The sequence below is a fragment of the Sedimentibacter hydroxybenzoicus DSM 7310 genome (genome assembly GCF_013403245.1).
GTDB classification, from domain to species: domain Bacteria; phylum Bacillota; class Clostridia; order Tissierellales; family Sedimentibacteraceae; genus Sedimentibacter; species Sedimentibacter hydroxybenzoicus.
On record NZ_JACBNQ010000017.1, the window covers coordinates 1 to 12911 of the forward strand.

Genomic DNA, 12911 nt, shown 5'->3' on the forward strand with positions numbered 1-12911 from the left:
GAATTTATTGATATTATCGGAAACTTATACAAGCTTAGGAAGTGTTCTCTGAAACTTGACGGTACAAAGAAAAACCAACGTCCTTGCTTGAATTATCACATTAACAGATGTACGGCACCGTGTATGGGCAATATTGACTATAAGGAGTATCGTGAGGAAGTTAATAAAGCTATAAGTTTTTTGTCCGGCGGCGAGGAAGAGCTGATGAAGTCATTAACCGTAAAGATGAAGTTGGCTTCAGAAAAATTAGATTTTGAAGAGGCTGCTAAATACAGAGATCAAATAAGCTCCTTAAAAATAATATCCGAAAAACAGAAAATCGTTTCCGCAAATACAGCTATTGATCAGGATGTCATAGGAAGTGCAATAGGAATAGAAGAGGCGTGTATTCAGATTTTCTTTATACGTAACGGCAAAATAATAGGAAATGAACATTATTTGTTGACAAATATAGAGAATGAAACCAGAGAAGAAATTATAAGTTCATTTTTATCTCAATTCTATACCGGTACAGTATATGTACCTAAAGAAATTTACATAGAGACCGATATTGAAGACAGAGAGTTGTTTGAAAAGCTGCTGTCCGAAAAAAGAGGCAACAAAGTTTCTGTTAAAGTTCCTGCAAAAGGCGATAAAAGTATGCTTATAAAAATGATTAAGAAAAATGCCCTTGAAATATTAGAAAAAGGAAGCCAGAGAATCAAGAGAAATTTAGATGAAAGTCTTGAAGCTGTTAACGAGCTTAAGGATTTGCTGAATTTAAATGAAGTTCCTATAAGAATCGAAGCATATGATATATCCAATATACAGGGGGTAGAATCAGTTGGGTCCATGGTTGTTTTTGAAAGAGGAGTTCCAAGCAAAAGCAATTACAGACGCTTCAGAATAAAGACAGTAAACGGTCCAAATGATTACAAAAGTATGGAAGAAGTATTGGAAAGGCGAATTAACAGAGGCTTAGACCAAGGAGATTTAAAGGGCTTTAATAAAATGCCTGATTTAATATTGATTGATGGTGGTAAAGGACAAACAAATATTGCTGAAGAAGTTATTTATAATTTTGGATTAAATATTCCTGTTTGTGGAATGATAAAGGATGACAAGCATACCACAAGGGGCTTAATTTATCAAAATAAAGAAATTGAATTTAAAAAGACGGACAAAGTATATCGTTTAATTTACAGGATACAAGAGGAAGCACACAGATTTGCCATAGAATATCACCGTAACCTAAGGGATAAAACTTTGTTTAAATCAGAGCTTGATAATATTGAAAATATTGGAGAGAAAAGAAAAATAAATCTATTGAAAGAATTCGGTTCTGTTGAAAATATAAAAAATAAAAGTGTAGAAGAATTAGCTGATATTGACGGAATGAATATAAAAGCAGCGGAGTCAGTTTATAATTATTTCAGGAACAAAACTAAAAACAACGACGTCAAATAATGAGAAAAATGAAATATTGAACAATATTTAGAGGATGGTAGTATCATGCAATATGTAAAACTTGAGGATTTAGTCAGTTATATAGATTTAGAACCGATTTTTTATCCTGCGGATGTTCAGTCAAGAATTTATACTCCGGAAATTATAAGACCCGGTCTTCAGATGGCGGGATATTTTGATTGGTTTTCTTTTGAGAGAGTTCAAGTAATGGGTAGGGCTGAAATGTTCTATTTAAGTACTTTAGACGAAGATATCAGGAAACAGAGGTTAGATAAATTTTTTAGTTATCCTATACCGGCTTTGATTGTTGCTAACGACATGGCAATTGATGAGTTGTTAATTTACTATGCAAAGAAATATAAAAGACCGGTTTTTAAATCTAATCAAAAGACCGATAAGTTAGTAAACATATTGATTAACTTTTTGGAAGAGGAATTAGCTGAAGAAACAACATTGCACGGTGTATGTCTGGAAGTATATGGAGTAGGTGTTTTAATAAAAGGTAAAAGCGGCATAGGTAAAAGCGAAACTTCACTTGAGCTTATTAACAGAGGACATAGGTTAGTAGCGGATGATGCCGTTATAATCAAAAAACTTGATAATAATTTAAAGGCAACGTGCCCTGAGCTTACTCAGCATCTGATGGAAATCAGGGGTATAGGAATTTTGGATATTAAGCATTTGTTTGGTGTGGGCTCCATAAGAATTGAACAATTTGTTGAACTGGTAATAGAATTAGAAGAATGGGATCAAAATAAGGAGTATGACCGTATCGGCACAGATGAAGATTATACAGATATATTGGGTATAAAAATTCCTACTGTTGTCATTCCTGTAAGACCCGGAAGAAACACTTCGGCAATAGTAGAAGTAGCGGCTAAAAACTACAGACAGAAGCTGTTGGGTTATAATCCTCTTGAAACTTACAACAGAAAATTCAGAGGTTTATACAATTAATGATTTATAATAAATTTTGAATATTTACAATATTGTCAAAATTTATACTTTTATAACAATTTTATATCATCCTTACAATGATAAGCATTATAGGAAAAACGTTTCTTTAATAAAAGAATATATTGGGAATTGCATTAATAATTAATGCAATTTTTATTGTTGCATTTATAGTTTCTTTGCGATATAATCATTTTGTGTATTGATTTTTTTATACAATACTTATTAATGGTTACATTATATTTAATTAATTATTAAATAGGAGGATACATAAATGTCAAAAGTTATGAAAACTATGGACGGAAATACCGCTGCAGCGTATGTCTCATATGCGTTTACTGATGTTGCCGCAATATTTCCTATAACACCTTCTTCTAACATGGCTGAGCTTGCAGATGAATGGGCAGCCAACGGACAAAAGAATATTTTTGGCCAAACAGTTAAAGTTGTAGAGATGCAATCAGAAGGTGGAGCAGCAGGAGCAGTTCACGGCTCATTGCAGGCAGGAGCGTTAACAACTACTTATACTGCTTCACAGGGATTATTATTAATGATTCCAAACATGTATAAAATAGCAGGGGAATTGTTACCTGCAGTATTTCACGTTTCCGCAAGAGCAATTGCCGGTCACGCGTTATCAATATTCGGTGACCATTCAGACGTAATGGCTGCAAGACAAACAGGATTTGCCTTACTTGCATCAAGCAGCGTTCAGGAAGTTATGGATATAGGCGGTGTTGCTCATTTAGCTACACTTAAAACAAGAGTTCCGTTCGTACATTTCTTTGATGGATTCAGAACATCACATGAGGTTCAAAAAATTGAAGTAATAGATTATGATGATTTTGCAAAATTAGTTGATATGGATGCAATCAATGAATTCAGAGCAAGAGCATTGAATCCTGAGCATCCTGTTACAAGAGGAACAGCACAAAACCCTGATATATTCTTCCAGGCAAGGGAAGCTTCCAACAAATACTATGAAGCAGTTCCTGATATGGTTAATGACTATATGAAGGAAATGGAAAAGATAACAGGAAGAGAATACAAACCATTTAACTATTATGGAGCACCTGATGCTGAAAATATTATAGTTGCAATGGGATCAGTTACAGAAACTGCAAAAGAAGTTATAGACTTCCTAACTGCAAAAGGTGAAAAAGTTGGTATAGTAATCGTTCACTTATACAGACCTTTCTCTTCAAAATATTTCTTTGATGTATTGCCAAAAACAGTTAAGAAAATAGCGGTACTTGACAGATGTAAAGAGCCCGGCTCAATTGCTGAACCATTATTCTTAGACGTTAAATCTTTATTCTATGATAAAAAGGAACAACCGGTTATAGTTGGCGGAAGATATGGTTTAGGTTCAAAAGACACTACACCGGCTCAGATATTTGCTGTTTATAACAACTTAAAGGAAGAAAATCCAAAGAACGGTTTTACTATAGGTATAGTTGATGATGTAACATTTGCATCATTAGAAACTCCTGAACTTGTTAATACATCAGGTGAAGGCACACGTAGATGTAAATTCTGGGGACTTGGCTCGGACGGTACAGTTGGAGCTAACAAAGACGCCATAAAAATTATCGGTGACCATACTAACATGTATGCTCAAGGATATTTCTCATATGACTCTAAAAAATCCGGCGGTGTTACGGTATCTCACTTAAGATTCGGTAAATCTCCTATAAGATCGACTTATTTAATTGATGAAGCTGACTTTGTATCATTGTCACAACAATCTTATGTAGATAAATACGATGTGTTGACAGGACTAAAAAAAGGCGGAACATTCCTGCTAAATACAATTTGGTCAACAGATGAATTAGAGACAAATTTACCTGCAAAATATAAAAAATATTTAGCTGAAAAAGATATTAACTTCTATATAATAAATGCTACAAAAATTGCTCAGGAATTAGGACTTGGCAACAGAACAAACATGATAATTCAGTCAGCGTTCTTCAAATTAGCCGATGTTATACCTGTAGAAGATGCAGTAGAATATTTAAATGCTGCTATTGTTAAATCCTATGGCAGAAAAGGTGATGCAATAGTTGAAATGAACCAACAAGCAGTACAAAAAGGTATATCAGAATTAGTAAAAGTGCAGGTTCCTGAAAGCTGGAAAAATGCTAAAGATGAAGTAAGTGCAAACAGCGGACTTGCGGTACCATTTACAGAAGAAGAAAAACCTGATTTCATTAAAAATGTAGTTGACGTTATGAACAGACAAGAAGGCGATAGCTTACCTGTAAGTACATTCGACGGCATCGAAGACGGAACATTCCCAGCAGGAACTTCCGCATTTGAAAAGAGGGGAATAGCTGTTGAGGTTCCAAAATGGTTACCTGAAAATTGTATTCAATGTAACCAATGTGCTTTTGTATGTCCTCATGCAGTAATCAGACCTACATTGTTAAATGAAGAAGAAAAGAATAACGCACCTGAATCTTTTGGAACTATTAAAGCAATAGGCAAAGGATTAGAAGGATTAGAATACAGATTGGTTATAAGCCCGTTAGATTGTACAGGATGCGGAAACTGTGCTGATATCTGCCCAGGAAGGAAAAATAACAAAGCTTTAGTGATGAATCCAATTGCAGAAGAAGTTGGGGCAGGAGTTCCAAACTGGAAATATGCTACAGAAAAAGTTTCTATCAAAGATAGCTTAATGGATAAAGTATCTGTTAAAGGCAGCCAGTTCTGCAAACCATACTTCGAGTTCTCAGGAGCTTGCGCAGGTTGCGGAGAAACAGCTTATGTTAAGGCAATAACTCAATTATACGGCGATAGAATGATGATTGCAAATGCTACAGGATGCTCATCAATTTGGGGAGCTTCAGCACCTGCAACACCATACACAAAGGATGCTTGCGGAAGAGGTCCGTCATGGGCTAACTCATTGTTTGAAGACAATGCAGAATATGGATTCGGTATGGCAACTGCAGTAAGACAGATGAGAGACAGCATTCAGATATCTATCAACAATTTAATGGAAAAAGATATACCACAAGAATTAAAAGATGCTTTTGCTGCTTGGGAAGCAACCAAGAACAACGGTGAAGAATCAAGAGCAGCTTCAGAAAAAGTTTTAGCAGCTTTAGAAGGATTCACTCCATGCGAAGCATGTGCAAAAGATATTAAAAATATATTAGATAAGAAAGATTATCTTGTTAAGAAATCACAATGGATAATCGGTGGTGACGGCTGGGCATATGATATCGGATACGGCGGATTAGACCACGTATTGGCATCAGGCGAAGACGTAAATGTATTGGTACTTGATACAGAAGTTTATTCAAATACCGGCGGACAGAGTTCAAAAGCAACTCCGACTGCTTCCATAGCTAAATTTGCTGCATCAGGAAAGAAAATTAAGAAAAAAGATCTTGGCTTGATAGCTTCAACTTATGGTTACGTATACGTAGCACAGGTTGCTATCGGTGCTAACATGAATCAATTCTTAAAAGCAGTAAAAGAAGCTGAAAACTATGATGGACCATCATTGATTATAGCTTATGCACCATGTATCAACCATGGTATTAAAGCAGGTATGGGTAAGACTGTTGAAAGAGAAAAACTTGCAGTTGAAGCAGGATACTGGCATTTATACAGATTCAACCCGCTTCTTAAAGAAGAAGGCAAGAATCCATTTGTGTTAGATTCTAAAGCTCCAAGTGCATCATTCAAGGAATTCCTTGAAGGTGAAGTGAGATATGCTTCATTGAGCAGTTCATTCCCTGAAATAGCTGAAGAATTATATGCAAGAGCAGAAAAAGATGCAAAAGACAGATATGACAGCTATGTAAGAATGGCTGATATGAAATACTAAAATAAAAAAACTGTGGCAGTTCTATAAAGAACTGCCATATTTTTTTTCTTCGCGCTAAAGCCTTAGGACGACATAAATAGGGAACTGTTTTTGTATTATATCTGTAATATCCCCCAATCACAATTAGTGGTAAAATAATGGAAGAAATATATTGCTTGAATAAGGAGACTGATTATGGTTAAAAGAAAAATAAGTTTATTTATTGCAGTACTTATGTTGTTTTCAGTGCTTACGGGATGTACCGTAAATGAGCTTGGTTATTTAAATATGTCAAGTGAAATAAACAAGCTTACGCAGTATGAATTTAAAAATTCAACACAAATGGAAATATCCAAACTGATTACAGGAGGAGAAAAGAACTCTAAAATCGATGTTGAAATCAGTGGAGAGGCAAATATAGATGACATTAATGCAATGTATCTGAATATGGATGTTAAGATTAAGGTTGACGGAAAAGGAAATTCAGAGCCTGTTAAAATGATAATGGCAGATAATAAAATCTATGTTTCAAAAAATATAATAGCAGAGGTCTCAAAGCTTCAGGAGGATTTTGGATTCTACGGTTACAATGGGCTTGTTGCTGAAAAGATGCTTGAGGAGCTGAAAGATACAGAATATATAGTTGTTGCAGAAATGGATGATATTTACGGAAGCGTTTCGTACAAGGAAAACTACACGGTGTTGCTTGAAAGTGCTAAGGAATATTTAACCAATGCATTCAAGGGATTTGATTCCAAGCTTATAAAAAAGACAAGCAACGGCTATTCGATGGAGCTTACTGCTGAAAATGCAGTTGAATTTGTTGAAAGACTTGTTAAGTATGTAAGCGAAAACAAGGAGTTGGTATTTGACGAAACAATCAAATATCTTGAAAATATATATGCCGCTGTAGAAATTAAGGGAATGGAAGGCACTGTGGAAACTGAAGAAATAATAGCAGAGCTTGAAGGAATGAGAGAAGATTTCTATGATACAATAGATGAAATTGCTGAATTTTTTGAAACAGGTGAACAAAGATTATATGCAGGTATGCTTGACAGAAGCTACATTAAAAATGAAATATACAAAAAAGGCAGAGTATATGGACAGAGTATAGAGGGAGAATTGATATATGAGAGTATTATTTTTGGAAATATCAAATCTGAATCTGAAATTACGTCAAAGACAGTTAACAACGCTTCTGTTACAGAAAAAACAATATCTGTAGAAGAACTTGAAGAACTCTACGGTGTATTGGAAAACAAATATAATCCTGTTAATACTGTTGAGCTAAGTTGGAACAGCAATGACACTCAGGTATTCGTAGGTAAAATCAGATTGGATGGAGCAGCAGAATATGAATATGTGCAATTTGCAATTATAGAAAACAGAGCTTATTTACCGTTAAGGTATATAGGAGAAGCTTTCGGAGAGGAAGTTCAGTGGGATGATGCAAATAAAAAAGCATATGTTGTGAGAGGAACCGAGAAAATAGACATGACAGGTACCCTGATTGATTCAGCTACTATGGTTAAGATAAGAGATTTTGAGAAGCTTGGATATGTTATAGGATATGAACAGGAGTATGATTATTCTACTGCAACAATTACCAAGTAGGGATTTGTCGATTATCGCGCTGGAATATATTGTATAAATTAGTAAAACAAAAAAATAATTAAAACGGGGCGATTAAGCAAATATAGGCTTAATCGCTCATTTTGTATGTAAAATCAGAAAAAATTTTTTTATCTGTTGATTATTTACTATTGACACATGCTATGTTATAATTCTTATATTCTTTTTCCGGAAATGATTTCATAAATTAAATGCTTGGGTAATTGAAGTAAAACACCAAAATTAATTTGGAAGGTGAACATATGTTAAGCAATAATTTTTATATTTCAGAAAAGTATTTACAAAATATTTTATGTGAGATGAAGGAAATCGTTGATCAGGATTTAATTTTTATGAATACAGATGGGATTATCAAGGCAAGCACTGTTACCAGCCGCATAGGGAATGTGCATTATGGTGGTAAAAAGGTAGTTGAAACCGGCAGGGATTTAATGATTTACAGTGATCAAGAATATATTGGTGCAAAAAAGGGGATTAACATGCCGGTCAGGTTAGATGAAACTATAATTGGAGTTATAGGCATTACGGGTAACAGTGATGAGGTTATAAAGTATGTTAAAATTATAAAAAGACTGACTGAAATTTTTATCAAAGACGGTTATGCCAAGGATATTGAAAACAGCGAGATTAAAAAGGATAGAATGATTTTGGAATCTTTGTTGTTCAGCGAAACAAATATAGATCAGAATTATATTGCAAGATATGAGAATTTATTTGGAATTAAGAATAAAATCCCTCGTTTTGTTATTATTTCAACTATCATAGGGAATGAAAGCAAGATAGTAAGAAACATAGATGATGTGTTCAGAATATTTAGAGCTACTCTTAAAGGCAGCAAGACAATTATTTCTCTGACCGGGAATAATATAGTAATGATTTTAGAGAGTGATTCAACGGGCTATTGTAATGAACTTATTATCAAAGTAAAAAACGAAATAAAGAATAAGATTAACTTGAACATGAGATTCGGTATAGGAGATAAGCAAACCGAAATATCCAGACTTAGAATATCATATCTAAAGGCAATGGATGCATTAAAGTGGTCTAGTATCGTTACAAAGGAAAACGTTACATACTATGAAGACTTTGATATTGAGATTATTCTTAGCAAGATGCCTTCAACAGTTATGGATGAATATGTAGAAAAGCTGTTTTCTAAATTAGGAGCTTCAGAAATAAAAGATATGGGAAAGATTATAGAGTTGTATGAAAATCATAACGGTTCCTTAAAATTAATCTCTCAAGAATTATTTATTCACAAAAATACACTTCAGTATAAAATTAACAAACTACATGAAAAAACAGGATATGATATGCGAAACCTTAGACATTTTATGGCTTTGAGGATAGCTTTCATACTAAAAAAATATGTTTCATAAATAAGATTATGTGTTACGTAGAACATATGATGGGAAAGATAAATGGTTTTTAGACCATTTATCTTTTTTTTAGTACAACATATAATTATTAACAGAAATCGTTTCCAAACATTATTTTAATTACAAAACATTTAAAAGGTAAAAAAATAAAAGCTGTAAATACGTTTTAACGAATTTGATTATTAAGTATGGAGGTCTAAATGAATATAACAGTTTGTATTAAGCAAGTACCGAGTACATCAGAAGTAGAAATTGATGAAAAAACCGGAAATTTGAAACGCGATGGTGTGGATTCAAAAATTAATCCATATGATTTGTATGCAATTGAAGAAGCCATAAGACTTAAAGAAAGAACTCAGTCTACTGTAAACGTAATGACCATGGGACCAAATCAAGCAGTGTCAATTTTGAAAGAAGCTTACACAATGGGTGCAGATAACGGATATCTGATTACTGACAGAAAATGTGCAGGTTCTGATGTTTTAGCTACTTCAAAAGCGTTATCTGAAGGCATAAAAAAGATTGGAGAAACAGATTTAATTATATGCGGTAAACAAACAACTGACGGAGATACGGCTCAGGTAGGAGCAGCAATTGCAGAATTACTGGATATTCCACATACTAATAATGTGCTGAAAATTATAGAGATAAATAATGATTTCATAATTGTTGATGTAGATATGCCTACTATGATTCAAACTATTAAAATTAAGCTGCCTTGCTTAATTTCAGTTGAGAAAGACTTGAATCAGCCTAGATTACCATCCTATAGATTGAAAAAGGCTACAAAGGATAGAGATATTGTGACACTCGGTGTTGAAGATTTTGAAGATACAGATGAACAGAAGTATGGTTCCAATGGGTCTCCGACCAGAGTTGTAAAAATTTTCCCGCCTGTGGCTAATGATAGTACAGAAATATGGAAAGGTTCATCTGAAGAATTATCAACAAGGATAGCAGAAAAGATATCAGAACTTAAAATTTTATCTTAGATAGGAGGTATGCAATGGCTAGAATAGATATTAATCAAAATATAAAAATCAATGAAATTAAAGGCGAGGAAATTGTAAAAATCTGCCCTTTTAATGCAATTGAATATAAGAATGGAAAGCTGGACATTAACAGCGCATGTAAGATGTGTAAAATATGTGCAAAACAAAAACCTGAAATATTTACATTTATTGAAGAGGAACAGACTGAGATAGACAAGTCTCTTTGGAATGGAGTAGTAGTGTATGTTGAACATACATGCGGCAATGTACATCCTGTCACTTTGGAGTTATTAGGCAAGGCAAGGGAATTAGCTGATAAAATCGGGCACGAAGTCCTTTGCTTATTTGCAGGATACAATATTAAAGAAGCTGCAGAGGAACTTTTACACTTTGGTGCAGATAAAGTCTTTGTTTATGATAACAAGGAACTGGAAGATTATAGAATCGAGCCTTATGCCGCAGTATTTGAAGACTTTATAAATAACAACAGCCCTTCAGTAGTATTGGTAGGGGGAACAACGGTTGGCAGAAGCTTAGCTCCGAGGGTTGCAGCAAGATTCAGTACAGGCCTGACCGCAGACTGCACAAGCTTGGAAATTGAAGAAAATACTGATTTAATACAAATAAGACCTGCATTTGGTGGAAACATCATGGCTAAAATTAAAACACCAAATAACAGACCTCAGTTTGCAACCGTCAGATATAAGATATTTTCTGCAATAGACAGAGCAGAAGAAGCAAAGGGACATATAGTCTGTTGTGATATACCGGTAGAATTGCTTGCTTCAGGCATCAGCATTTTAGACAGAAAAGAAAAGCCTAAAGCAAAATATATAGAGGATGCGGATGTTTTAGTAGTAGCAGGTAACGGAGTTAAAAAGGAAGAAGACTTGGCTATGATAAAAGAGCTTGCTGACAAATTAGGCGGCATGGTAGCAAGTACCAGACCATTGATTGAAGCCGGATGGACAGATCCAAAATCACAAATCGGATTATCCGGAAGAACCGTAAAGCCGAAACTAATCATTACGTGTGGAGTAAGCGGGTCAGTTCAATTTATAGCAGGAATGAAGGGTTCTGAACAAATTATTGCCATAAACACAGATCCAAAAGCGCCAATATTCAATGTTGCCAATTATTCAGTTATCGGTGATATATATGAAATTGTACCTCAATTGATTGAAAAAATAAATGCTATGGATAAAGTTAGTGTTCTGGGAGGAGGAATAGCATGTCAAACATCATGAATAAATATAAGAAAATCGATACTTCAGATATTGAATTTTTAAAATCAATAGTAGACGAAGACAGGATTCATATAGGTCAGGAGAATATACATCACGATTACAGCAGAGATGAACTGGCAGGGATAGAAAGGTATCCTGATGTATTGATGCATCCTGTTAATGCTGAAGAAATTTCAAAAATATTAAAGTATGCCAATGAAAAATTAATACCGGTAACTACAAGAGGTCAGGGTACAGGCCTTGTGGGAGGAGCCGTTCCTTTATGCGGCGGTATTATGATCAGTACGGAAAAAATGAATAAAATACTTGAGATAGATGAAGAAAATCTTACAGTTACAGTTGAGCCAGGCGTCTTACTTATGGAGTTAACCGCCTTTGTTGAATCTAATGATTTGTTTTATCCTCCGGATCCCGGTGAAAAAAGTGCTTCAATCGGAGGTAATATATCTACAAACGCAGGCGGTATGAGAGCTGTGAAGTATGGTGTAACCAGAGATTATGTAAGGGGCATGGAGTTTGTTTTGCCCGATGGAGAGATAATGAATTTCGGAGGCAAAATCGTTAAGAACAGCTCGGGATACAGCTTAAAAGATTTTGTTGTCGGGTCTGAAGGTACTCTTGGAGTAGTAAGCAAGCTGATTTTAAAGTTACTGCCGAAACCAAAGTATAAATTAAGCTTGCTGATTCCTTTTAAAGACTTAACTTCGGCAATTAAGACTGTACCTGAGGTTATTAAGTCGAAGAATATACCTACAGCCATAGAATTTATGCAGGGAAATGTTATATTAGCAGCTGAAGAGTTTTTGGGAAAGAAATTTCCGGACAATTCATCCGATGCATACCTGTTGTTGCAATTTGACGGAAACTCAAAGGATGAAATAGAAGCAGCATACGAGAAGGTCGCAGAAATCTGCTTAAATTGCGGTGCGTTGGATGTCCTTATTTCTGATACAGATGAAAGACATGATTCAATCTGGTCTGCAAGAGGGGCTTTCCTGGAAGCAATTAAGGCTTCTACTACTCAAATGGATGAATGTGATGTTGTGGTTCCTAGAAATCGAGTAGCAGACTTTATTATATATACTAATGAATTACAGAAGGAGTTTGATTTAAGAATCAGTAGTTTTGGTCATGCCGGAGACGGTAACCTCCACGTCTATATTTTAAGAGATGAAATGGATGAAGAAACATGGAATAAGAAAGCTGCGTGTGTATTTGAAAAAATGTACGGCAAGGCTTTTGAAATGGGCGGAGCAGTATCGGGTGAACACGGTGTTGGATTTGCCAAATTACCGTATTTAGAAGAAGAATTCGGAGAAGCAGGTATGAAGCTTTTTAGAGGAATTAAATTAGCTTTTGACCCAAATGAAATAATGAATCCCGGTAAAATAGGCTCAAATTTCAGAGTGAAGTTGTACAGTTAAATAGCTTAGGCTAT

8 protein-coding genes are annotated in these 12911 nt (G+C 34.7%); all 8 read left to right on the forward strand.

Features of this window, described 5'->3' with window-relative positions:
- A partial coding sequence (uvrC, locus tag HZF24_RS13075) for an excinuclease ABC subunit UvrC (protein ID WP_179238783.1) occupies positions 1–1446 on the forward strand: 1446 nt, incomplete at its 5' end.
- Positions 1447–1491: 45 nt separating this feature from the next.
- Positions 1492–2403 (forward strand): HPr(Ser) kinase/phosphatase, encoded by a 912-nt coding sequence (gene hprK, locus HZF24_RS13080; RefSeq protein ID WP_179238784.1) that lies wholly within the window; start codon positions 1492–1494, stop codon positions 2401–2403.
- 271 nt (positions 2404–2674) lie between these two features.
- Positions 2675–6241 carry a pyruvate:ferredoxin (flavodoxin) oxidoreductase gene (nifJ, locus tag HZF24_RS13085; protein ID WP_179238785.1) on the forward strand — a complete coding sequence of 1189 codons (3567 nt, stop codon included), beginning with the start codon at positions 2675–2677 and terminating at the stop codon, positions 6239–6241.
- Between the two features lie 174 nt (positions 6242–6415).
- Entirely contained in the window at positions 6416–7837 is a 1422-nt protein-coding gene (locus tag HZF24_RS13090) for a stalk domain-containing protein (RefSeq protein ID WP_179238786.1), read from the forward strand.
- A 260-nt stretch (positions 7838–8097) separates the two neighbouring features.
- Positions 8098–9234: a CdaR family transcriptional regulator gene (locus HZF24_RS13095; protein ID WP_179238787.1), complete on the forward strand. Its 1137-nt coding sequence runs from the start codon at positions 8098–8100 to the stop codon at positions 9232–9234.
- 200 nt (positions 9235–9434) lie between these two features.
- Positions 9435–10226, forward strand: a complete 792-nt coding sequence (locus HZF24_RS13100) for an electron transfer flavoprotein subunit beta/FixA family protein (RefSeq protein WP_179238788.1) — start codon at positions 9435–9437, stop codon at positions 10224–10226.
- A 14-nt stretch (positions 10227–10240) separates the two neighbouring features.
- A complete protein-coding gene (locus HZF24_RS13105; RefSeq protein ID WP_179238789.1) occupies positions 10241–11473 on the forward strand; it encodes an electron transfer flavoprotein subunit alpha/FixB family protein in 1233 nt (410 codons plus the stop codon).
- On the forward strand, positions 11458–12897 hold the full coding sequence (locus HZF24_RS13110; RefSeq protein WP_179238790.1) for an FAD-binding oxidoreductase: 1440 nt from the start codon (positions 11458–11460) through the stop codon (positions 12895–12897). The genes HZF24_RS13105 and HZF24_RS13110 overlap by 16 nt, the downstream gene beginning before the upstream one ends.
- The last annotated feature ends 14 nt before the right edge of the window (positions 12898–12911 follow it).

What these genes read in the sequence shown, in the direction of transcription:
- nifJ (WP_179238785.1), top strand. Translation starts at nt 2,675, where the DNA reads ATGTCAAAAGTTATGAAAACTATGGACGGAAATACCGCTGCAGCGTAT.
- HZF24_RS13095 (WP_179238787.1), top strand. Translation starts at nt 8,098, where the DNA reads ATGTTAAGCAATAATTTTTATATTTCAGAAAAGTATTTACAAAATATT.
- HZF24_RS13105 (WP_179238789.1), top strand. Translation starts at nt 10,241, where the DNA reads ATGGCTAGAATAGATATTAATCAAAATATAAAAATCAATGAAATTAAA.
- HZF24_RS13100 (WP_179238788.1), top strand. Translation starts at nt 9,435, where the DNA reads ATGAATATAACAGTTTGTATTAAGCAAGTACCGAGTACATCAGAAGTA.
- HZF24_RS13090 (WP_179238786.1), top strand. Translation starts at nt 6,416, where the DNA reads ATGGTTAAAAGAAAAATAAGTTTATTTATTGCAGTACTTATGTTGTTT.
- HZF24_RS13110 (WP_179238790.1), top strand. Translation starts at nt 11,458, where the DNA reads ATGTCAAACATCATGAATAAATATAAGAAAATCGATACTTCAGATATT.
- hprK (WP_179238784.1), top strand. Translation starts at nt 1,492, where the DNA reads ATGCAATATGTAAAACTTGAGGATTTAGTCAGTTATATAGATTTAGAA.